Annotated in this window: 21 protein-coding genes; 1 reads left to right on the top strand and 20 read right to left on the bottom strand. The window is 41.1% G+C overall.

What is annotated here, in order from left to right; translation table 11 throughout:
* Positions 1–11: 11 nt before the first annotated feature.
* From F3G98_RS05950 to F3G98_RS05855, 20 genes are all read right to left on the bottom strand, one after another.
* A complete protein-coding gene (locus F3G98_RS05950; protein ID WP_149725881.1) occupies positions 12–2,174 on the bottom strand; it encodes an LPS-assembly protein LptD in 2,163 nt (720 codons plus the stop codon).
* Positions 2,167–2,616 carry an RDD family protein gene (locus F3G98_RS05945; protein WP_103608244.1) on the bottom strand — a complete coding sequence of 150 codons (450 nt, stop codon included), beginning with the start codon at positions 2,614–2,616 and terminating at the stop codon, positions 2,167–2,169. Before F3G98_RS05945 ends, F3G98_RS05950 begins: the two co-directional genes overlap by 8 nt.
* Positions 2,613–3,857: a phosphoribosylamine--glycine ligase gene (purD, locus tag F3G98_RS05940; protein ID WP_103608243.1), complete on the bottom strand. Its 1,245-nt coding sequence runs from the start codon at positions 3,855–3,857 to the stop codon at positions 2,613–2,615. Before purD ends, F3G98_RS05945 begins: the two co-directional genes overlap by 4 nt.
* Positions 3,858–4,089: 232 nt before the next feature.
* Entirely contained in the window at positions 4,090–4,728 is a 639-nt protein-coding gene (locus F3G98_RS05935) for a uroporphyrinogen-III synthase (RefSeq protein WP_103608242.1), read from the bottom strand.
* On the bottom strand, positions 4,721–5,881 hold the full coding sequence (locus F3G98_RS05930) for a multidrug effflux MFS transporter (protein WP_103581888.1): 1,161 nt from the start codon (positions 5,879–5,881) through the stop codon (positions 4,721–4,723). The genes F3G98_RS05935 and F3G98_RS05930 overlap by 8 nt, the downstream gene beginning before the upstream one ends.
* 110 nt (positions 5,882–5,991) lie before the next feature.
* Entirely contained in the window at positions 5,992–6,636 is a 645-nt protein-coding gene (locus F3G98_RS05925) for a cupin domain-containing protein (RefSeq protein WP_103608241.1), read from the bottom strand.
* Between the two features lie 75 nt (positions 6,637–6,711).
* Positions 6,712–8,577 carry a bifunctional tRNA (5-methylaminomethyl-2-thiouridine)(34)-methyltransferase MnmC2/FAD-dependent 5-carboxymethylaminomethyl-2-thiouridine(34) oxidoreductase MnmC1 gene (mnmC, locus tag F3G98_RS05920; protein ID WP_103608240.1) on the bottom strand — a complete coding sequence of 622 codons (1,866 nt, stop codon included), beginning with the start codon at positions 8,575–8,577 and terminating at the stop codon, positions 6,712–6,714.
* Complete coding sequence (locus F3G98_RS05915; RefSeq protein WP_103608239.1) at positions 8,574–10,019, bottom strand: N-acetylmuramoyl-L-alanine amidase family protein; 1,446 nt, start codon at positions 10,017–10,019, stop codon at positions 8,574–8,576. The genes mnmC and F3G98_RS05915 overlap by 4 nt, the downstream gene beginning before the upstream one ends.
* A complete protein-coding gene (locus F3G98_RS05910; RefSeq protein WP_021092139.1) occupies positions 10,016–11,107 on the bottom strand; it encodes a nitronate monooxygenase in 1,092 nt (363 codons plus the stop codon). The genes F3G98_RS05915 and F3G98_RS05910 overlap by 4 nt, the downstream gene beginning before the upstream one ends.
* Positions 11,108–12,316, bottom strand: a complete 1,209-nt coding sequence (gene tyrS, locus F3G98_RS05905; RefSeq protein ID WP_149725880.1) for a tyrosine--tRNA ligase — start codon at positions 12,314–12,316, stop codon at positions 11,108–11,110.
* Positions 12,317–12,325: 9 nt separating this feature from the next.
* Positions 12,326–14,515, bottom strand: a complete 2,190-nt coding sequence (locus tag F3G98_RS05900) for a RelA/SpoT family protein (protein WP_103608238.1) — start codon at positions 14,513–14,515, stop codon at positions 12,326–12,328.
* Positions 14,502–14,717 carry a DNA-directed RNA polymerase subunit omega gene (locus F3G98_RS05895; RefSeq protein WP_004317259.1) on the bottom strand — a complete coding sequence of 72 codons (216 nt, stop codon included), beginning with the start codon at positions 14,715–14,717 and terminating at the stop codon, positions 14,502–14,504. Before F3G98_RS05895 ends, F3G98_RS05900 begins: the two co-directional genes overlap by 14 nt.
* Positions 14,718–14,735: 18 nt before the next feature.
* On the bottom strand, positions 14,736–15,452 hold the full coding sequence (pyrH, locus tag F3G98_RS05890) for a UMP kinase (protein WP_103596963.1): 717 nt from the start codon (positions 15,450–15,452) through the stop codon (positions 14,736–14,738).
* A 73-nt stretch (positions 15,453–15,525) separates the two neighbouring features.
* Positions 15,526–16,743 carry a murein hydrolase activator EnvC family protein gene (locus F3G98_RS05885; RefSeq protein ID WP_021088579.1) on the bottom strand — a complete coding sequence of 406 codons (1,218 nt, stop codon included), beginning with the start codon at positions 16,741–16,743 and terminating at the stop codon, positions 15,526–15,528.
* Positions 16,740–17,555 carry a cell division protein FtsX gene (locus F3G98_RS05880; RefSeq protein ID WP_004317184.1) on the bottom strand — a complete coding sequence of 272 codons (816 nt, stop codon included), beginning with the start codon at positions 17,553–17,555 and terminating at the stop codon, positions 16,740–16,742. The genes F3G98_RS05885 and F3G98_RS05880 overlap by 4 nt, the downstream gene beginning before the upstream one ends.
* Complete coding sequence (locus tag F3G98_RS05875) at positions 17,542–18,213, bottom strand: cell division ATP-binding protein FtsE (protein ID WP_004317228.1); 672 nt, start codon at positions 18,211–18,213, stop codon at positions 17,542–17,544. Before F3G98_RS05875 ends, F3G98_RS05880 begins: the two co-directional genes overlap by 14 nt.
* Positions 18,197–19,384 (bottom strand): tRNA (guanosine(46)-N7)-methyltransferase TrmB, encoded by a 1,188-nt coding sequence (gene trmB, locus F3G98_RS05870; RefSeq protein WP_103608236.1) that lies wholly within the window; start codon positions 19,382–19,384, stop codon positions 18,197–18,199. Before trmB ends, F3G98_RS05875 begins: the two co-directional genes overlap by 17 nt.
* On the bottom strand, positions 19,384–19,797 hold the full coding sequence (locus F3G98_RS05865) for a fibronectin type III domain-containing protein (RefSeq protein ID WP_087581575.1): 414 nt from the start codon (positions 19,795–19,797) through the stop codon (positions 19,384–19,386). Before F3G98_RS05865 ends, trmB begins: the two co-directional genes overlap by 1 nt.
* A 118-nt stretch (positions 19,798–19,915) precedes the next feature.
* The gene (locus F3G98_RS05860; protein ID WP_180385121.1) at positions 19,916–20,590 is read right to left on the bottom strand and encodes a fibronectin type III domain-containing protein; all 675 of its coding nucleotides are present in this window, start codon (positions 20,588–20,590) and stop codon (positions 19,916–19,918) included.
* The gene (locus tag F3G98_RS05855) at positions 20,523–21,494 is read right to left on the bottom strand and encodes an RluA family pseudouridine synthase (protein ID WP_103639231.1); all 972 of its coding nucleotides are present in this window, start codon (positions 21,492–21,494) and stop codon (positions 20,523–20,525) included. Before F3G98_RS05855 ends, F3G98_RS05860 begins: the two co-directional genes overlap by 68 nt.
* Before the next feature lie 52 nt (positions 21,495–21,546).
* Here F3G98_RS05855 and F3G98_RS05850 point away from each other — a divergent pair, with 52 nt between their 5' ends.
* Complete coding sequence (locus F3G98_RS05850; protein WP_021087985.1) at positions 21,547–22,653, top strand: FtsW/RodA/SpoVE family cell cycle protein; 1,107 nt, start codon at positions 21,547–21,549, stop codon at positions 22,651–22,653.
* Positions 22,654–23,174: the final 521 nt, after the last annotated feature.

The raw sequence follows: 23,174 nt of genomic DNA, 5'->3' as shown, positions 1-23,174 counted from the left end.
ATCTAGCCATCTTATTTGCTACTTGATGAAGTGGTGCTGCTTTGTGAAAAGTCATAGTGCAAGCCGCCCATCGGATAGAAATTTATAGTAAAGTAGATGCCGCTTTTCTTAGTTGAGGCTGAGCCATTTGTCGTTGTTGTCGGCTCGACATCGTGTTGATAAATTAGCCCGTAGTTCCAGCACTTTCTTTGATGAAGCACACCAACTCTCCAGCTCTTTGTGTAGCTTCTCTCAAGGTCGTATTGCCAGCCGCCGATTAGGCTATATTGATGCGGGAGTTTTACACCTGCACTGCTGGTAAAGTAGCTATCTTTTGTTGCGCTGTTTTTAGCCTTGCTGTCGCTCTTTTTCATCGTATGGAGCATGTTTATCCAAAATAGATCGTGCGTATAGTAAAGTCCGTTTTGCACCTTTTTAAGCTCTCTATCTTTGTGTGAGTATTCAAGCTTGTTGTAAAGGCTAAAATTCTCAAACGGATATAGATAGATGGCATTTTTTAAATTTGAATACTCATCATCTTTTGTGTAGTAACCTTGTGAGATGCTGTGTTTGACAACCTTTCTGCCACTGCCGTTAAAGAAATACTGCGTCAAATAGCCAGAAACTTCCTCTTTACTCTGATCTTGAGCTAAGAAATTTTCATATTCATTTAGATCTTTGTCATAGATAAACTCGTCGTCTAAATTTCCTTTTCTATACCCTGGTAGCAAATACTCAGCACCAAAATTTAAAGTGTGATAAAAGCTCTCATACGCCTTTGCAAGGTCTGTGTGAAGAGCAAATTTATGGTAGTTATTTACAAAATTTGCGTGCTTATCTTCTCTTTTGTCATCAAATGAATTTATCTTGTTTTCGTAGTTTATCCTTGAAGCGTAAAGGTACTCGTAAAATGAAAATGTTAAGCTATCATCAAATAGTGGCACATGCACTGAAGCTGGCAGCGTAAATTCATACTGAGTTGCTCTAACGCCTATCTTTCTATCATATCTATGCGATTGAAGATCGATTGAATATAAGATGTTTGGCAAGACTATATCGTCTGTAAATTTATGATACTGAAGCGATGGAAGCTCTTGAAGCGTATCTTTGTTTTCGTTCTTTGAGCCGATCTTTTCGGTATCTATGTAGTATTTTGCATAGGCGCCAAAGTAGTGATCGTCATTTGCTATGAAGTAGTTAAATTTAGAGGTGACAAGCGAGTCGTAGTCATCATCTCTGCCCTTTAAATTTAGATAGTCTATATCATTTAGCTTGGTTGCATCTATCCACATGCCCTCTTGCAGATCGGCCTCGCTAAGATATTTTATGAGTTTATCTCTTTCATATTTTAGTCCGACACCTTTGTGAGTTTTGTTTTTTAGCTCAGCTCTGTTTGAAGTCTCGCTTTTTTGCTTGGCTCGGTAGCTGTTTTTATCAGTAAATGAACCAAAGCTGATCTCGCCTCTTGAATCAGGCGAATCAGTAAATCTAAAAGCACCGTAAATTCCAGTGCCCCTATTTGTTCTTATCTGCGGATCAAACTCCAGATCCCACTCATTATAAGGTGCAAAATAGACTGGCTGCTTGTAGTAAAAGCCCTCTGACTTGCCGTATCCTAGCTCTGGTGGCAAAAGGCCTGTCCTTCTTGTAGTATCGGTTGAGAAGCCAAAGTATGGTAGGTAAAAGACTGGCACGTTTGCTATGCGAAAGACTGGGTTAAAAAGGTGCAAAAATTTGCTCTGTTTGTTTAGCATGGCTGAGCTTGAGGTGATGCTCCAGTCAGGATCTTGGACGTTGCAGCTTGAAACCATCGCCTTTCTTACTCTGTAGTACTCGCTATCTGAGCTGCTCTCATCGCTTCTCATCCACACTTCCATGTCTTTGTTCATCATAAAGAGTGACTCAAAAGCAGCGTTGTTGTTTTTCAAATTTAGCTTAGCGTAGTTTGAGCGAGAGACCTCATCTTTGCCCTTCATCATATTGACATTGCCAAAGAGCTCAATGACTGAGTTGTTTTGATCATAAACAGCACAATCAGCCGTCACAAGATACTCTTGCGAATATACTACGACGTTTTTATTTGCCGTTACGATGCCCCTATCTTGCTTCACATCATCAGCCAATAGCTGTACATCTTGCACTGCTGCACTTAAACTAAAAACACAAACCGGAATTAAAAATAAAATTTTACGCATTTATCACCACTGTTTTTGCTATTTTGTCTTGCCACGTCTGCCTTGCAGGGTTTGAAAGCGCCCAAGCAAAGCCAAGATAAAAACAAGCTTCACTAACTATCCTAAATATCGCCCTAACAAGACTTTGAGTCAAATTTGGTTTATCTAAAATTTCTACATTTATACACATCGTCTTTGTTATCATCTGCCCTGGGCTTGCGCCATAATACCAAACAAAAAATGTGTGATAGATGACTTTTAGCAGGTTGATCTGCCAAAATAAATTTAATACTAAATTTCTAGCATCATCATAGTTAGTGCTAGTAGAAAGTGACTCCCAATAGATGATCATAAAAAGAAATGCAGCTATGGTCTCATCGATAGAAAACGCCATGATCCTCTTAGCAAAAGGGGCAAGTGAAATTTCTTCGTTTTGAAGCTTCTCTTCTATCTGCATACTCATTTTAGAGCCTGCCAAGCGATATCTTTTCTATAGTGTGCTCCGTCAAATTTGACATTTTCGCAAAGCTCATAGGCCTTATCACGTGCTTCTTTTATGCTCTTTGCAGTCGCCACGCAGACTAGCACTCTGCCCCCATCTGCATAAATTTCATCGCCCTCTTTGCTCACGCCTGCGTAAGCTATATGGGCATCTTTTACATCATTTAAAACCGAAATTTTAGCCTTTGGGCTACTTTTATAAGGATAATTTTTGCTAGACATCACGACGCCAACAGCAAATTCATCTTTTAAACTAATAGGCTTTAACTCACCCTTTGCAGCGTTTAGTAAAATTTCACTCAAATTTCCGTCGATTAATGGCATCAAGACCTCGCACTCAGGATCGCCAAATCTCACGTTAAACTCAAGCACATAAGGCTCATTTTTCACGATCATCAGCCCCACAAAAAGCACTCCACAAAACGGACTGCCCTCTTTTTTCATCCCTTTTAGTGTAGGTTTTACCACCTCTTCTTCGACCCTTTTTATAAGCTCCTTTGAAGCAAGCGGACTTGGAGCATAAGCGCCCATGCCGCCAGTATTTGGACCCTCGTCGTTATCAAGCAAGCGTTTGTGGTCTTGCGCCACTGGCAAGCTTACGAAATTTTCGCCATCACAAATGGCAAAAAAGCTAAGCTCAAAGCCGTCTAAAAACTCTTCAACCACCACAAATTTACCAGCATCACCAAAGCTAGCCCCACTTAGCATGTCACTAACTGCCTCTTTGGCTTCTTCTTTAGAATTTGCGATGATCACGCCTTTTCCAGCGCAAAGTCCGTCAGCCTTTACAACCATCGGAGTGCTTAGGGTATCAATAAATTTAAATGCTTTTTCTTTATCGTCTGTGTTTAAATATTTTGCAGTTTTTATATCATTTCTAGCTAAAAAGTCCTTCATATAGGCCTTGCTAGCCTCAAGTCTAGCAGCTGCTTTGCTTGGTCCAAAGATGAGCAAACCCTCTTTTTTAAAGATATCCACCACGCCTTCGCTAAGAGGCGCTTCAGGTCCCACGATAGTTAGCTCGATACTATTTTTTTTGGCAAAATTTGCTAGCTCATGAAAGTCTTTTATGTTTAAATTCTCACCAAGGCGTGAGGTCGCACCATTTCCAGGCGCAAAGTATAAATTTATATTTTTTTCGCTTTTTAGTTTTAGAGCAATGGCGTATTCGCGGCCGCCACTTCCTATTATGAGAATGTTCATATTATCTCCGTAAATTTAAAAACCCAAGTGGGCGTCGCATAGAAGAGTGGCCCATAAACAAAGCCAATCTTGCAAATAGATGGATACCAAAAGGTTGCAACTTCTCGCTGTTTAAGGCTCAAACGAAGCCACATCGCAAGGCACCCATACCTTTTCGCTAACAAAAAAGTGTTGGACCCCGTAAAATGCTGACTCGCTTCACTCAGGCAATAAAATTATATAAATTCTTTGCTTAAAGTAACGTTTTGGCAAGTGCGATACAAGCGTTTATATCTTGACTTTGACTAACAAGTGGCGTGCTAAATTTTAGCTCTTTTGCAGTAATCTTTCCGATGCTTATCGTCTGGTAGCTCTCGTCCCAGCCAAAATTAGTTAGAAAATTTCTCACATTTATCGGAGATGAGAAGATCAAAATGCTATTTTTTGGCGGTTTTAGCTCCATTTTGCAAGGATTTAAGACATTTTCATAAGCGATGACCGCCTTTATATTTACGCCACCCTTTTGTAAAATTTCTAAGAAATTTGAAGCGCTATCTTTGCCTTTTAGATAAAGAACCTTTTTGCCCTTTAAAAGTGGCAAAATTTCTCTTGCAAAGTCATCTCCATGTGCGTTTTGCCCAGTGTAAATTTCACTAAAACCAAACTCTCTTGCAGATGTTGCGCAACTATTTGCGATAGCAAAAACTGGTAAATTTATAGGCGAAATGCCATTAAATTTTAAAGCCTTAAAAGCGTTTTTTGAAGTTGCCACAAGCGCGTCAAATTCGCTTAAATTTATCTCAAATTTCAAAAACTCTATCTTGCTAACGCTTAAATTTACAACGCTCTCATCAGCCGTTTTTGTGTTTGAAACAAGATAAATTTTACGCAACTCTTTTTAGCCCTAAAAATGAGATAAAGGCAAGCACGCTGCAAGCTAAAATAGCTATTGAAGTCGAGTAAAAAATGTCACCAAGACCAACTAGTGGCGAGATGATGCCACCTAAGAAAAATGGGCAAAATCCAAGCACAGCTGAGGCTGAGCCCGCGTACTCTCTGCCCTCATTCATCGCGAGTGATGAGGCCGTTGGTAAGATAAAGCCAGTAAAGAGCAAAAGCAAGAAAAATGCGATGATAACGCCGATCACTTCAAATTTAAAGCAAAGCATAAACGCTATAAAAATGCTAGCAAGCAAGGTGCCAAAAAGCCCAGTTTTTAATGCTTTTCGCTCGTTTAGCAAGCTTGCAAGCCTAGCACCTATAACGATGGCTAGGCCATTTGCGGCAAAGCAAAAGCTATAACTTACTGGGCTTAGCAGGTAAAACTCTTGTAAGATAAAAGAAGATGCCGCGATATAGGCAAACATCGCAGCCATCGTAAATGTCTGGATCGCGATAAATAGCATAAATTTCTTTTTTCTTAAAATTTTGCCAAAGACGCTGTAGGTCTGAAGCAAAGGCACTTTTAGGCGGTTAGCAGGGCTTAGGCTCTCTTTGAAGTAAAAATTTGCGATAAATAGCAAAATGCCGATGATCGTTAGCGCCATAAAGATGCCGCGCCAGTCAGTAAATTTAAGTAGCAAGCTGCCGCCTATGGGCGAAAATATCGGCGCAAGACCATTTACAACCATCATAAGACTAAAAAATTTAGTCATCTCGTGACCCTTGTAAAGGTCGCTCACAACGGCTCTTGAGATAACCAGACTGCCCGCACTTGCAAGCCCTTGGATGATGCGCATAAAGATAAAAAACTGGATATTTTGCGCAAAAAATATAAAAATCGTGCTTATCGTGTAGATGATGAGTGAGATGGTAAGTGGTGTTTTTCGCCCAAATTTATCGCTGATTGGGCCAACTATTAGCTGACCTATCGCAAGGCCTGCCATCGAGGTTGTAAGGGTTAGCTGGGTTGCTGAAACGCTTGTGCCAAACCACTCAGTTATGGCTGGCAGTGCTGGCAGGTAAAGGTCTGTGACAAATGGGCCAAATGCTGAAAGCGCGCCCAAAAATAGTAGTAAAAATAGTTTGGAATTTTCTTTTTTCATAGCTCTTCTTTAAATTTTAAAGGGATTATATTATGACTTTGCTTTTTGGGTTATTAAGGGTAAATTTAATGTGATTTATAAAAGAGAGAAGCCCTAAAATAGGGCTTATTTTACATTTTGTCTTTTGTGACGATTAGAAGCATTTTGAATTTGTCTTTCACTTTTAGGCCGTGTGGGATCTTACCTGGAAGCACGATACTATCGCCTTTTACTAGATGAAAACTCTCATCAGCTATCTTTAAATCAAGCTCGCCATCAAGCGCGATAAGTAGCGCATCGCCAGGGGCAGCGTGGGTTGAGAGCTCTTGGTCTTTGTCAAAACTAAGTAGTGACATCGAGCCATTTTCGTTTTTGACAAGCGTCTTGCTAACTATCTTGCCACTCTCGTAGCTAACGGCATCTGCGAGGCTAAAAACACTCGCCTTGTCTAAATGATCTATCATAACATTCTCCTTAAAATCTATTAGTAAATATTTTGTCTTCTTTGTAAATTTGAGCTTTCGCCAAGTTTTTGCCTCGATAAGGCAGGCTTCGTCGCGTCCAAGCCTCATCTGCTTTTCGCCATATTCAAGCTGCGCTTCGCCGTCAATGACGAAGGCAAGGCTGTCTATAAAAAGCATCTCGTGATCAAGCTCCTCGCCCTCGTCAAATGCGTATATATCGATGCTTTCGTTTTTGTTTTGAAAGAGCCTTTTGCTAACGACGCTTTTTTCAACTATCTTTGTATCTTTATCGAGATTATAAATTTGACTCATTTTTTTATCCTTTTTTTGTGGAGGATTATAATGTAAGTTTTGATAACAGTTCTTAACATATGTTAAGGAATTTGACTATTTTAGTCCTTTTTTTAACTTTCTTATCAAAAATCTAGCAGGATGAAGCTCAAAAAATAGCGATCTCTCTATGCAAAGTGGGCGGGCAAGCACAAGATCAGCTATCAAATTTGCTCCAAGTATCGCCGTGCCAAGGCCACGTGATCCGTGAGCGAAATTTACAAAGACATTTTTTTCGTGGCTTGCTTTTGGATTATTATCTTTATTTTTACTCCAAAATAGCCCTTTGTAGTTTTGCTTGTAAAACTCCTCATCGTGCAAGGCGCCGATTATCGGAAACCTATCTCCGCTATAACTTCTATATCCCACACGTGAGCCGATGATGGTTGCTTTTAACGTGTCAAAAAACTCGCTCACGTCGCTTAAATTTTTAGCGTTATCCTCAGCTTTAGGCGTGTCGCAAATTTCATTTCTAGCGTAGGTTGCGCCGATGACTTGCACCCCTTTGACTGCTGGGCAGATGTAGCCTTTTGCGCTTAGCGGCATTGTATTTTTTAAAACTGGCTTTAGGTGCGTAACTTGGCCGCGGACACTGCTTATTTGCATGTCGTAGCCTTTAAAAATTTCACTACTCTTGCTGCCGGTGCAAAAGATCAAGATATCAGCCTCCAAGCTTTTTTTATTTTTAAATTTAACGCTTATCTTGCCATTTTGCAGGTGCGCCCTGCTCTCATACTCGTGGTTAAATAAAATTTCAAAGTTACTTGATAGAAATTTGCAAATTTCTTTTGGCCTAGCGTATGCTGCCTCTTTTATAAATATCCCAGGATATGGCTTTAAACTCTCATCAAATTTAAAAACATCCTCTGCGCTTTGATCCTGCCACGATGCGTATCTCTTCACCAGCTCATCATCAAACGCATAGTCGATACAGCCATTAAATTTAATAAGGCTTTTTGGCAAATTTGCCTTGTAAAATCTCACTGCTTGTAAAAACGCATTTATGTGCATGCGGCCTAAATTTACCCCAGGCTTCGTAACTAGCGGCATCAAGGCACCGCAGTGGTTACCTGAGCCATTTGTCGCGACTTCACTCTTTGCCTCGGCGATCACCACTTTAAAGCCATTTTTAGCTAGCTCGCTAGCTGTTGCAAGCCCAGCCACTCCTGCTCCTATCACAAGCGCTGTTTTGCCTTTTACGCTGGCAACTGGCTCGCACCTAGCAAACCAAGCGTCCTTTAAATTTTCATCCTTTTTCTCTAGCACGGCGCTACTCATCTGGCGTTTTCTAGCGTAGCCCTCTTTTAGACTCAGCAAAAAGCCAGCATTTTTTAGCCCAACTTTCACCATTTTTGCGCACGAGTAAGTTCTAGCTATGGTGCCAACCCTGCTTAGCCTTGCGATCTGCTTAAAGACATCCTCGCTCCAGATCGAGCCATTTTTACTTGGGGCAAAGCCGTCTAAAAACCAGATATCAGCGCTAAATTCAAGCTCAGGCAAAATTTGATCAGCCTCGCCGTAACAAAGATCAAGGGTGATATTTGGAGCAAAATTTATGCGGTGTATGCCTGAGATTAGCGGCGGATAGAGCGAAACTAGCTTTTTAGCATAAGCTTTAAAAATGCCTAAATTTTCATAAATTTTTAAAAGATCTTCTTTTTTGATAGGACTTTTTTCGATGCTAACAAAGTGAAGCTTTTTGGAGTTATTTTTAAATTTCTTACAAAGTGTGAAGAAATTTAGCCCAGCGCCAAAGCCAGTCTCAGCGACTATAAAGCTATCTTTGCTCTGCCAAATTTCATCAAGTGCGCTTGCAAAGACAAATTCGCTCTCAAGCCAAGGCTTGTCGGTGTTAAAGTAGATGTCGCCAAACTCTTCGTTAAGTGGAATTTGTCCTTTAAAGCTTAAATTTGCATTTTTCATCTATTTTTTGCAAAATATCCATCTATGCCGTTTGCGATGCCGTTTGCAAGGGCTTTTTGATAGGCCTCGTTAAGGAGTTTTTCGCCCTCGACTGGATGTGTGATATATCCGATCTCGACAAGAACTGCCGGCATAAGAGCGCCCACGAGCACCCAAAATGGCGCCTCTCGTACGCTGCCGTCGCTAGCTGCATAGACCTTTCTAGCACTTGCTAAAATTTCTTTTTGGATGTCGATACCAAGCTTGTTTGAGGCGATGATCTTCTCGCGGTTTAGCACGTTTAGAAAAGTTTGCTGAGAAAAATAGTTCATCTCTTCGATGTCTGATTTGTTTTCAAGTGCGGCTGCGTTTTTGCTGCGCTCGCTCCTTGCAGGCGATAAGAAAAAGGTTTCGATGCCGTGCATGCTCTTTGCTTTAGCAGCGTTTGGAGCGGCGTTTGCGTGGATAGAGACAAAGAGGTCAGCCATCTTGTCGTTTGCAAATTTCGTTCTTGATCTTAAATTTATAAAAACGTCAGTTGATCTGGTGAAATAGACCTTGTAGCCACGAGATTTTAGTATCTCGCCAAGCTTTTTAGCTACACCCAAAACGGCTGTTTTTTCTTTTAAACTGCCATTTACTGCGCCAGGGTCTGTGCCGCCATGCCCTGGGTCGATGACGATCGTTTTGTTGCGTGAAAATTTACCCGCAGCAACTGGAGGCAAAGGCTCTTCTACTGGCTCACTTTGTGCTGGCTCAGACTTTAAATTTGGCTCTACTGCGCTTTGTGCTGGCTTTTCATTTTTATTTTTAAGCTTATGAAGCGGCGCTCTTACGTTTTCATTTGAGATGAAATTTTGAGCGCTGATTATTAGCAAGTCCCCAGTCGCATTTGCCTTTATTGTCTTTTGCACCTTGTCAGAAAAGATGATCCTGACGGTGTTTTTATCATACTGAGAGATGTGGATGTAGTCTGAGATGAAATTTTTATAAGTTAGTGGGTTACCATTTAGCCTACCATCGATGTCCATGATATTTTTGTAGGCATTTTGCTGTTTGGCAAACGATGTTTTTAGCCTTGCGGTATCTAGCTTTGTATTAAATTTAAGCACCAAGGTGTCATTTACCTTTGTGGCACTTAGTAGCGTTAAAGCTGGCGAAACCGCTGGCGTGCTGGCACCTTTTACGCCGTTTATCGCATTTAGGTCTCTTATATATGCGCTTGAGTCAAAGCCAAGCACCTTTGAGCTTGTTATTAGCCTAGTAAGTGCCTGCTTTTTCGTGTTTTTGTCGTTTTTAATGATCGCATCGACATAGATATTTTTTATATCGTTGTGAAGCTTGATCTTAGCGCTTCTATTTAGAGCCATAAAATTTCTATCAAATTTGGCAAAAGTCTCCGAATTTGTCGCTGCAAAGAGAAAGCTAAATGCTAGAAAAAGAGATATTAAAACCCGTTTCATTCACCATGTACCAGCTTATGCATTAGCTCTTTTACGCTTATTAGCTCTTTTAGTTTGTAGCCGTTTGCTCCCGTGAAAAATAGCCCGCTCTCCTTTTTGCCGCTATATGCGTCAAATAGCCTATCTGCGATGCAGTATCCCACCTGCTTTGCCTCTTTGCCTCTTTGGCAAGGGCTTACACAGTTGCTTATACACTGGATCTTTGGACCCATTCTTTTATCAACTAAATTTATCAAATTTGTTCTTATCCCGCGAGCTGGATAGCCAACTGGGCTCTTTATAAGCTCGATGTCTTTCTCTTCAGCCGCTAGCAAAACCTCTTTAAAGCCAATATCTGCGTCGCACTCGTGAGTGCCGATGAAGCGTGTGCCCATCTGAACGCCGTCTGCGCCTAGCGATATCGCCTTTTCGATGTCGTTTTTATCCCAAATTCCACCAGCTGCGATGAGCGGAAAGTCGCCCCACTCTTTGATCTCAGCTTTGACTTGCGGGATAAGGTTAAATAGTGAAAACTCAGGATCAAGGCACTGCTCGTATGTAAAGCCTTGATGTCCGCCACTTAGCGGTCCTTCAAGCACGACAGCATCTGGTAAGCGCTCATATCTTTGTAGCCAGCGCTTACAGATGATCTTTAGAGCTTTTGCGCTCGAGACGATCGGCACAAGTGCTATCTCTTTAAAATTTTGTGTAAATTCAGGTAGATTTGTAGGCAAACCTGCACCAGAGACTATTATATTTATACCAGCCTCGCAAGCATCCTTAACCACCCTTGCGTAGTCGTTTGCAGCATACATTATATTTACGCCAAGTGGCAAGTCGCCACAAATTTTACGTGCATTTTCTATTACAGCTCGAAGGCCTCTTGTAGAGTAGAAATTCTCACTTCCAAAAGGCTTTGCGTTTAGCTCTTTATCTATAAATTTGCGGTTTTCATAGTAGCCTGTGCCAACTGAGCTAATTATGCCAAGACCGCCTTCTAAGCTCACATTGCCAGCTAGTTTGTCCCAGCTGATGCCAAGCCCCATACCGCCTTGAAATATCGGGTATTTTATCTCGTATTTACCTATTTTTAACGGCTTTAACTCCATTTATTCAACCTTTATCTTCGCAAATTTACGCTTACCAACCTGCAAGATATACTCGCCTGCTCCTAATTTTAACTGCTCATCACTAATTTTTTCTTGATTGACGCTAACTGCGTTTGCTTTTATATCTCGCCTTGCTTGAGAGTTTGACTCACTTAGCCCGCACTGAGATAAGGCTTCAACTATCCAGATCGGCGCTTTTAAGCTAAATTCTTTCATATCAGTTGGGAGCTGATTTTGCGAATGAACGCTGTTAAATTCAGCCATAGCAGCCTTTGCCGCCTCCTCGCCGTGATACCTCGCTGTTATCTCATAAGCAAGATCCTCTTTTGCCTTTTTTGGATGATATTTGCCACTATTTACGTCATTCATCAGCTCTTCTATCTCGCCAAGTGTTTTTGTGCTTAGTAGCTCGTACCAGCGCCACATAAGCTCGTCACTTATGCTAAGCGTTTTTGCAAACATATCATTTGCATTTTCAGTTACGCCTATGTAGTTGCCAAGGCTCTTGCTCATCTTATTTACGCCATCAAGCCCCTCAAGAAGTGGCATCATGATGACAGCTTGCTCTTTGCCGATATTATATGTTCGCTGTAAGGTTCTGCCCATTAGAAGGTTAAATTTCTGATCTGTGCCACCCATCTCGATGTCGCACTTCATAGCAACGCTATCGTAGCCTTGAAGAAGCGGATACATAAACTCTGAGATTGATATAGGATTGCCCGCTTTTATCCTCTTTTCAAAGTCATCTCGCTCTAGCATCCTAGCTACTGAAAATGTGCTAGTTAGCTCGATCATCCCAGCAGCTCCTAGCTCATTTGACCATTTTGAGTTAAACATGATCACGGTTTTTTTTGGATCTAAAATTTTAAAAACTTGCTCTTCGTAGGTTTTGGCATTTTTTAAAACAGTCTCTTGATCTAGTTTTTTTCTAGTGGCTGACTTGCCTGTTGGATCGCCTATTTGAGCGGTAAAATCGCCTATCAAAAACTGCACGATTGCGCCATGTTTTTGAAGCAAAGCCATCTTGTTTAAAACGACTGTGTGACCTAGGTGAAGGTCTGGAGCTGTTGGGTCAAAGCCTGCTTTTACGTAGAAATTTTCGCCTTTTTCATAATAATTTTTAACTAAATTTTCAACTCTCTCAGCATCGATCACCTCGGCAACGCCGCGGTTTATCTCTTGTAAAATATCGTCTATATCTTGAACCATTTTTCTCTCCTAATTATGATATGGGTCGCTTTGCGAAACAAAATCAATAATCTTATATCTATCCTTAATCTTCTCTTTGATCTCGTTTGCATCGATGTTTTCTGCTATTTCGACGCTTATTTCAAACGTATCTCCGCTAAGATCATTTGCTTCGTTTAGCGAGATTGTAGCTAAATTTATATCAAGTCTAGCAAGATATGTTAAAAATTCAGCCAACGCACCTTTTCTGTTTTCTAAATTTAATAAAATTTTATACCTATGTGGGGCATTTCTCGTCCATTTGACAAAGATGATCTCATCGCCTTTATCCATGAGCTTACCAGCGCGCTCGCAAAGCTTGTGATGCACTGTCACGGTGTGACCATTTTTAAAGCCAACTATGCTATCGCCCCTTTTTGGATTGCAACAATAATCAAACTCGACATTTGAAATTTTGTGGTTTGAGTAGATCACTATGTTTTCAAATTTTTGCTTTTTGATCTGGTATTTGTCGCCCAAAGAGATCATAAATGGACGCTCTTTTCTGATGTATTTTTTAAGCATATTTGCCACTTCTTGCAGATACTCGCTATCAGTTGCCGCGCGAAAGACCTTTTTGCCTAAATTTTCGCTCTCTACCCACTCTAAAATTCTATCTTTTGAGACATTAAATACTGATTTTAAGATATCTATCGCCATTTTGTAGTTTATATCTCTTATCTTTTGCTTACAAAATGACCTTATCGTCGCCTTTGCCTTGCCTGTTCGCACGCTGTTTATCCATGAACAGCGAAATTTAGCCTCTTCACCAGTTACTATCCTAACGATATCGCCATTTTTTAGCTCTGTTAGAAGCGGCATCCTAACGCGGTTTATATAAGCTTCTTTTGCGTAAAGTCCGATCTCTGAGTGAATCTCATAAGCATAATCAAGCGCCGTAGCACCACGTGGCAATGTAAAGACCTCTCCCTTTGGAGAATAAACTGCGATATCTTCGATATAAAGGCTATCTTTTGCGTATTCATAGAGCTCTTCGACATTGCTCTCATTCTCGCTATTTTGCATACTGATGTCATTTAGCCAGTCAAGCTTTGGATTTAAGAGGCTGCCCTCGCCGTTTTTATATTTCCAGTGCGCGGCGACACCGTATTCAGCGGTTTTATGCATATCATAAGTGCGAACTTGCGCCTCAAAAATGCTCTTGTTATCAAAAATGGTTGTGTGTATCGTTTGATAGCCATTTTGCTTTGGAAGTGCGATATAGTCTTTAAATCTTGAGATGAGAGGGTTAAAATTTATATGCAAATTTCCAAGTGCCAGGTAGCAATCAAGCGGCTTTTGCACGATGATCCTAATGGCAAGCAAGTCAAGCACCTCTTCGATAGAAATGCCCTTTCTTTGCATCTTTAGATAGATCGAGTAGTAGTGTTTTATGCGTTTTTGTATCTCAAAGGTGCCCTCGATAAAGCCATTTTCAAGCAAAATTTGACTTACCTTTTCATGAAAAGCATTTAGCTTTAAGCTAAGCTGCTGCTTGTTTTTGTTTAGGTAGCTATCGATCTTTGCGTATTCTTCTGGCATCGCATACTTAAAGCTTAGATCTTCAAGCATGTTTTTGATCGATGAAATTCCCAGCCTATGAGCGATCGGAGCATAGACCATAAGCGTCTCTTCGGCTATGCGTTTTTGCTTTTCAGGCCTTAGCGCTTCAAGAGTTAGCATGTTGTGAAGTCTGTCGCAAAGCTTTACGACAAGGACTCTCACGTCTTCTATGGAGATTAAGAGCATCTTTCTAAAAGTTAGCGCCGAGCTTGCAAGTTTTTCGTTGCTATCTGAGCTTGCGAGCTTGTTTTCTCTAATGGCAACTATCTTTGTAAGCCCCTCAACCAGCTTTGCCACCTCATCGCCAAATTCAGCCTGAAGCTCACCTAACGTTACATCGGTATCTTCGACCACATCATGAAGAAGTGCAGCTATGACCATGCTCTCATCGCCGCCCATATTTGCTACGATAGAGGCTACTAAGATGGGGTGGATGGCGTATGGTTCGCCACTTTTGCGGTATTGTCCAGCGTGAGATGTGACGCAGCTATCTACGGCTTTGTCTAAAATTTCACTTCTCTCACAAAGAGAAAAGAACAGTTTTATCGCTTCAGAAACGTTTTTACAAGCTAAAATTTGCTCTATCAACTGCTCTAAAAAAAGACTATTTTCCTTCAACTATTGCCTCTAAGCCTATTTTGCCCTCAGCCACTTCAAGTAGTGCGATGTCGGCAAATTTCATCTTTGAAGTATCAGCATCGACTAAAGCTATTGCACCATTTGCTAGCGCTTCTGCGCGCTTTGCAACGATAAGTGAAAGCTTATATCTGTCATCTCCTACTTGTTTTAGTGCTCTTGCTGTGATTTGTTCTGTTCTCATTTTTATCCTTTTTGAAATTTATTTTACAACTGAGTATAGGGCTGCTTCTTCTTCATTTATTATTTTTAATAAATTTCCAGCCTTAAACATATTACAAACTAAGATCGGCAGTGCGTTGTCCTTTGCCAAAGCTATGGCAGTATCGTCCATAACCTTGATATCATCGCTCATCGCCTTTTCATAGTTTAGTGATTTTAAAAGTTTTGCATCCTTGAATTTTTTTGGGTCTTTGTCAAAAACGCCATCAACTTTTGTCGCTTTTATGATCATATCTGAGCCGATCTCGATAGCTCTTAGCGTGGCTGCGGTGTCTGTTGTGAAGAATGGATTGCCCGTGCCTGCTGCAAAGATAACAACTCTGCCCTTTTCTAAATGACGCTGCGCACGTCCCACGATAAACGTCTCACAGATCGCTTCCATCTTGATCGCGCTTTGCACTCTTACTTCAAGCCCGCTTCTCTCAAGCGCTTCACGCATCGCGATCGAGTTGATAACGGTTGCTAGCATGCCCATGTGATCGCCGCTCGTTCGTTTGATGATACCGTCTTTTGCAGCACTCACGCCGCGCACTATGTTACCACCGCCGATGACGATGCCAACTTCGATTCCATTGTCGATGAGCTCTTTTATCTCGCTTGCTATAAATTTAAGTACAGCTGTGTCTATACCAAAACCATTTTCCCCAGCCAAGGCCTCGCCTGAAAATTTGACCAATACGCGTTTTCTCTTACTCATTGTCATGCTCCTTGAAATTCACGCATTTTAGCCAAAAAGGCTTTAAATTTAGCTAATAACGCTTACAAAGTGACTATTTTGAGATCATTTCAAGCGGGTCGATATGGTAGTTTCTTTGCGTTACTTCAAAGGTTAGATCGTTCCTTACCCTACCTATAACATAGCCTTTTTGCACGACTGAGCCGACCTTTACAGTTGGCGCGATCTGGCTTAGGTGGGCGTAGATCGTGTGGATGCCGTTTTCGTTTTCGATGATGACGACATTTTCAAGCATCGGAGTTGCTTTTGCAAAGACGACCTTGCCATTTAGCACGCTTTTAACCTTCGCATCTGGCGTGCTTGAGCGAAGTATGACTGATTCGTTGAAAATTTTGATGTTATATATCGGATCTACGTAGTTGCCAAATTTTTGCTTTACAGAGTAGCTATCAAGCGGAGCGATCGTCCTTGCACCTGAGTATCTTTTAACCGAGCTTGTCTGATAGCCCCCACCCATTGGCTGGCTCTTTTCGCCCTTTTTGCCACCTTTGCTAGCTGCTCTTTCTTGCTTTTCTCTAGCTGCACGTGCTGCTTCATCCTCTTGCTTTTGCATAATAGCAAGCTGCTCAAGTGTCTTTCTTAGCTCATCTTGTTGGGCTTGAAGCTTGGCTAGCTTTTTGCTGTAAATTTCTTTATCTCGTTTTAGCCCGTTTATTGTATTTTTCTGCGTGCTCTCTAGGCTTTGTAGATCATTTTGCTTGCGCCTATAGTTTTTTATGCTTGAGTTTATCTCGTTTATCTTACTTGATTTGTTTTTTATCTTTTCTATCGTATCTTCGTAGTTTTCGCTAAGTCTTTTAAAGTCCTCTTTTGCTATGGCATTTAGCTTGGTTAAAATTTGCGACGAGATGATGCTCTCTTCGCTTTGTTTGCCCTCGCTTGCTGACATCATGAGATCAAATGAGAGATCTTCTGCGATGATCCTTATCATATTTTGCTCTAGCTCTTTTTGGGTGCGCTCTAGCTCTTTGTTTTGCTTTGTTAGATCATCAAGCTCAAGAAGCGCTTTTGAAGCATTTGTCTCAAGAACTGAAATTTGACCTTTTAAATTTGTGATATCGCCGCTTATGCCGCGCAGTTTTTTCTCGCCATTTACGATATCGCCAGCCAAGTCATCTAGCTTTTTGCTAAGCTGCTCGCTCATAGCCTGCGTCGATCTTAGCGAGTTTTTGGAGTCTTTTATCTTCTCTTTAGTATTTGATGCAAAAGCTAGACTAAAAGCTAGCAAAAGTGTAAAAATTCCTTTTTTCATATCGTGCTTTTTCTAGCCTTACTCATCACTAAACTAACAGCAAAAATGCTTAAAACCACAGCCACGCCAAATAAGATAAAAATATCTCTTGAAAGATCGAGGCTAGGCAAGACTACATCGATGCTTGCGGCATTTTCTCTAAAAATTTCAATACTAGGCAAGAAAAAGAAAAACGCGCCAACAACAATGGTCGCAACTATGCTATCAACCATGGCTGATTTATATAGCATGGCTGATTTTAGCCAAAATGGCGCGCCAAAAAGTGTCATTATTTCAATGCGCTCTCTATGCTCAAATAGCCAAATTTTAGTCTGTTTAAGCATAAGCATAAGCCCAACGACACAAAGTATCGCCATAAATGCATAAGATATGCTTTTAGCTAAATTTAACATCTTAAAGACCTTGTCATGGGTCTTTGAAAATGTCTCGACCTTGCTTATGCCATCAAATTTCAAAAGCTTTTGTTTTATCTCCTCCATATACTCTGGCGATGGAAATTCGCTAAGTCTTAGCGAGTAAAATTTAGGCAAGGCATTTTGTAGGATGGATAAATTTTTAGCCGAGATGTCGTTTGATAGGCGGTCGATGATCTTTTGCGGGCTTAGTGGCTCGACACTTGCTAGCGTGCTAACCACTGGCTTTAGCACTGGCTCGCTTAGCTCTTTGTTTGAGACTACCACGATGTTGTAGTCATTTCCCATAAGCCTCTCATACTCTCTTACGATCTTGTCCGCGGTGAGGCTAAACTGCACTGAAAATAAAAGCGCGATTAACGGCAGGATAAATCCAAGATGGTTTTTAAGCGATCTCATGCACGCCTCCATTTTCTATGACGAAGTGGCGGTATGGGATGCGAAGTGTTGATGGGATGTGATGCGTCACCACGACCACGCTTGTGCCTAGAAATTCTCTGGCTGATTTTAGAAGCGACCAGATGACGTCGCTTGAGTATTCGTCTAAATTTCCCGTTGGCTCGTCGCATAAAAGCAAATTTGGATTGTGCGCGAGTGCTCTTGCCATGGCAACTCTTTGCTGCTCGCCACCACTTAGCTCGCGAGGGTATTTATCGGCTTTGTGAAGCATATTTACATGTTTTAAAAGCTTAGCTACCTGCTTTTTGCTCACATTTTGATTGACGCCTTTGATGATGAGTGGCAGCATGACGTTTTTTTCGACATTCCACTCATTTATCAAGCGGTAGTTTTGAAATATAATGCCAACTCGCTGCCTAAGCTCGCAAAGTCTTTTGTCATCGATATCGTCCATTTGCGTCATGCAGACATTTAGCTCACCTGCAAGTGGTGAAATTTCTCCGTAAAATGACTTTAAAAGCGTGCTCTTTCCGCTTCCGCTCTTGCCTGTGATAAAGACAAAGTCATTTGCGTAGATGTCTAAATTTACGCTATTGATCACAACCTCGTTGCGCTCATAAGCTAGGCTTAAATTTCTTGCGCTAATTATCTCTTGCATCAGCCAAATACTCCTTCAAAAGCTCGTGTGCTGCTAAATTTTCACGTATTAAGATCGGTTTTTTTATAAAATATTCGCTTTTTTCATCGCTTATTTTGATGAAACATTGCTCTGGTTTATTAAACGCTCCAAAGGCGACTTTTAGCAAAATTTCACTCTCGTTTATAGTATAAATTTCTTCAAAATGTAAAAAATGATCCTCTTTTTTTATGATGAAATTTTTAAAATTTTTAATGATATTTTTTACGCTTGTCTTTTCTTTAAAGCTAAAATCCCCAGTCAAAACGCTCTCATCGCTTTTTGCCTCACAAGTATAAATAACATCGTAAATATCCTTATCTTGGCATCTCCAGCGGTCTTCATACTTGCTAGTTACTTCTAAATTTCTATTTTTAAAAGCTTCGATCTTTGAGTTTGTAGGCTCTAAAAATTTACTCAAACTAAAGTCGCAATACTCCTTGCTATCAGTCCGTAGCTCAAATTTACCGCCAACTTTTAGTATCCTCTCACACTCAAGCGCAAACGCCGATGAGACCACGCGTCTATGCTCAGCCTTGTCCCACGGCACTGGAAAGTGTAAAAATACTCTATCAACCAAATTTGATCCAACAAGTGAGAGTAAGAGCCTTGCGTCGGTATTTATCAGCCGCACGTTTTCTAGGGCATTTGCCCTAGCTAGCTTTGCTACTTGCTCGATGCTTGGCTTATAGACTTCGATGCCGATAACTAGGGCTTTTGGATTGTTTTTAGCCTGATAGAGCAAGTGCCTGCCAGAGCCAAAGCCTATCTCGATAAATATCTCTTCAAATTTATCTTTTAGCTCGCTAAATGCTGGCGCAAACTCTTCAAGGCTTAAAATTTCACTCACTTTTTTGGTTAAATTTGTCTTTTTCACGGCAAATGCTTGGCTGATGATACCGTTACAACTTTGCTCTTTAAAAAGCTCAAGAGCCTCTTGCAAAAGGCCCACTTTAGCAGGCTTAGTAAGTTTTTCTCCCTTTACGACGGTGCCAGTTTTACCAGGCTTTACGACTAGAAAAAAGCCTTCATCTTCATTTTTTGTGTAGATGAGCCTCTCGTTTCGGCCATTTGCCTGCCAAAGAAATTTGATCTTGTCGTTACCAAATGGAAACGAGAGCTCTTTTAAGGATGAAGCGATGAAATTTGGCATTATTTTATGCTAACTTCTGCTTTTGATGACTTATCAGAAGCGATGCCGTACTCATCGACTGCTACAACGCTGTAAGAGTAGCTAGCTCCTTTTTGGACGCTGTCATCTCTAAGCCCAGTATCACTTATACCACTAAAGACTTTCTCGCTAGCACCACTTCTATAAACTGTATATGAGCTAGCTCTATCAACTGCATTCCAGCTTACATTTACGCCGCTGCCATCGTAGCTAGCACTTATGCTTGGAGTTTTTGGTGCGCCAAGTGTGCTACCAACGATCGGCTCTTCTTGCTTCAAGCTCTCAAGACCGTCTTTATCAACTGCTGTGACTCTATAATACCTTGTCGCTGCATTTGTATTTATGAGGTCCTCATAGGTGTTGCTAGTCGTTTTTGCTAGGTATGTATAAGGCAAAATTTTACTTGTGGTTCTATAAACCTTAAAATAAGCAAAATCCTCAGCCGGCGCGTAATCCCACGTTAAGATGATCTTTTTTGGAGCATTTTTGGTCGCTTGGACGTTTGTTACTGATTTAGGGTAACTCCTTTGTTGTGGCGCTTATGTTTTGGCTTGGTTTTGAGATGACGCCAGAAGAAGTTTTAACTAAGATCCTATACTCATAAGACCTGCCAGGTTTTACCTCAGTATCGATATACTCGGCGTTTAGTCTGCCATTTACCTCTGCTACTTGGCTAAATTTATTAGCTCCTGCATCGCTTCTTTGGATGATGTAGCTTGCTACTGTGCTATCAGGATGTGGTCTCCAGATCACTTTTACACGGCCTGGAAGCCCAGTGATAGCTTGCGCAAATGGCACAGAGTCAAGCAGTGGCTTAGTTGTCGCAGTTGCGATCGCACCTGGTTGAGAGATGGCGTTGCTTGAGTAGGTTCTCATCTGATATGAGTAAGTGGTCTCTGGAGCTAGGTCGCGATCCACGTAGTGCGTAGCAAAGCGGTCTTTTATGTTTGCAACTAGTTGCATTTTTGAGTTTGCATCGTTTGGATTTGAGCGGTAAAGGTAGTAGCCAACGACACTCTCATCGGTCACTGGGTTCCACTCGAAGCCAACTTCTGTCATATCTGAAATAGTTTTTAAGCTTGTAATAGTTGGTAGTGACGTGCTTTGCTGAGTCGGCACGCTAGAGCCGCATCCCGCTAAGAAAGCTACTAAAAATGGTGTCAATATGCGTAGGGCAAATTTTTTCATCAAAAATCTCCTTGGGAATTTTTTTGTAAATTATTTGGTTAAAGTCATCATACGTTTTTGCGGTAAATTCTACCCTTTTGCCAGTTCGCGGATGGATAAAATAGAGCATATAAGCGTGAAGCATAACCCTGCTTATTTTATCGCCTTGGCTCTTAAATCCGTATAAATCATCGCCTAAAATGTGGCGATTTATGCTAGCAAGATGCACTCTTATCTGATGCGTCCTGCCTGTAAAAAGCTTTGCCGCTATCAAATTTACTCCGCCTTCGCTTAGCAAATTTACAAAGGCGCTTTTTGCAAATTTAGCATCCTCAACGATCGCTTTTTTTAGGCGGTTGTTTGGATTTCTGCCGATTGGCTTGTCGATGATGACGTCCTCTTTTAGCGGTAGATCGGTGAGCGCTAGATAAATTCGCCCCATGCTCTTATCGCTTAGCTGCTCGCTAAGTTTTGCGTGGGCGAAGTTGTTTTTAGCAACGACGATAGCGCCGCTAGTACCTTTATCTAGGCGGTGGACGATGCCAGCTCTAACGTCACCGTTTAAATTTGAAAGCATAAAGCCCTTTTTATTTAGCCACTCAACAAGTGTCGCCTCTTTGACGCTCGGGGCTTGGTGAACGACGATTTGCGGGGGCTTGTTTAGCACTATAAGATCGTCGTCCTCATAGATGATAGGGATGTCAAAATTTACTTCGTATTCGTTTTGCACCTCTTTTTTTGGGGCAAAATTTACGCAAATTTCATCGTTTTCGCTCAGTAAAAAGCTTGGTTTTGAGATAGGTTTTAAATTTACGCTTACAAGGGAGTCTTTTATCAAATTTAAAGCTTGATTACGTGAAATTTGAAGCTCTTTGGCCACTGCAACGTCGAGTCTTGAGCTATTTAAAACATTAAATTTAACCAAAATCAAAGCCTTGTTTGTGATATAATCTAGCCCAAAAATTAAGGTTTGCTTCTTGATAAAACTAGATCGGCGTATTTTAACACATTTTGATTTTATTCAGCCGTTTTTGATCATCCCAATCATAGCCATCTCATACATCCTAGTCTCCGAAGCAAACGACATTTTGGCAAACAAACAGCTTGTATATTTTGGCATAGGATTTGTCTCATTTTGCATCGCATTTTTGCTGCCTATTAGACGCATCGACTGGATCATCCCGATGTTTTACTGGGTCTGCATCGTGCTACTTTTAAGCGTTGATATCTTTGGCGTTAGCAAGCTAGGAGCTAGGCGCTGGCTGGAAATTCCATTCGTTCACTTCACACTTCAGCCCTCAGAGCTCATGAAGCCAGCCTTTTTGCTGATGCTAGCTTATCTAGTTAAGCAGCGCCCTCCAGAGGCCGATGGATACGGGCTAAAAGACTTTTTAAGACTTAGTTTTTACATACTTTTGCCATTTGCACTCATCATGAAAGAGCCTGATCTTGGCACCGCGCTCATACTTTTGATAGTTGGCTACACCATCCTTTTTGTAATCGGCGTAAATAAGAAAATTTGGATCTGCATCATCCTTGCCATAGGATTTTCGGCGCCAGTTTTATATGAAAATTTGCATGATTATCAAAAAAAGAGGATCCACGACTTCATCGCTGAAGAGCCGAGCTATCACGTCAAGCAAAGCATCATCGCCATAGGCAGTGGCGGGCTAAAAGGCAAACCAAAGGACGAGGCGACGCAAACGCACTTTAAATTTTTGCCAATCGCCACAAGTGACTTCATCTTTGCCTATAATATCGAGCGTTTTGGCTTTTACGGAGCGCTTCTTTTACTGGGGCTTTATGGAGCGCTTATAACGCACTTACTTAGCCTAAACTACGGGCTTAAGAATGATTATTTCACGCAGGTGACCGCCACTGGCATAGCCGCACTCATCTTTGTTTATGTGGGGGTAAATGTCTCGATGACGATCGGCTTTGCGCCGGTTGTGGGCGTGCCGCTGCCGTTTTTTAGCTACGGCGGAAGCAGCTTTGTCACCTTCATGGTGCTTTTTGGGATACTGCAAAATCTACTAACATTTAGGTTTGATCAGACCTACCGCTCAGTGAAATTTAAATTTTAGAAATTGTAAATTTACTTTGTCGAATCAGGTGAATATCAGGCAAATTTTAAAATTTCATGAACGAGTAATTTTGGCTCTAAAATTTGAGCTAAGCTGTAAGCGAAGCCAAATTTTAGTAGCCAACTCTTGCGAGTGAATGAAGTTTTAAAATTTGCAAAATAGTTTTTTAAAAATTTAAAGTTTTGTTTCTTTGTTAAGGGGGAAGAGGCTTGAATTACGTTCTGCTTGCAGTTGCGAGCTTGCTAAGCAAAGAAGCTCCTTCTCCCTTAACAATCCCCTGTCTGCTTGCAGTTACGAGACGAAGCCCGAGTAAAATCCTCTCGCACGTTAGAGGTGCATGCAAAGGTGCTGGTGTACTGCATGCAGTTAACAAATTTTATTTATCAAGCTAGATAAACATCAGGCAAATTTTAAAATTCCATGAACGAGTAATTTCGGCTCTGATTTTAGTGGCAAGCTTTGCGAGGCCTAAAATCGGTAGTCAACTCTTGCGAGTGAATGGAATTTTAAAATTTGTAAAA

The sequence above is a fragment of the Campylobacter concisus genome (genome assembly GCF_902460895.1).
Taxonomy (GTDB): domain Bacteria; phylum Campylobacterota; class Campylobacteria; order Campylobacterales; family Campylobacteraceae; genus Campylobacter_A; species Campylobacter_A concisus_BC.
The sequence above is the reverse complement of the archived record's forward strand: the minus strand, read 5'-3'. Positions and strand labels throughout refer to the sequence as shown.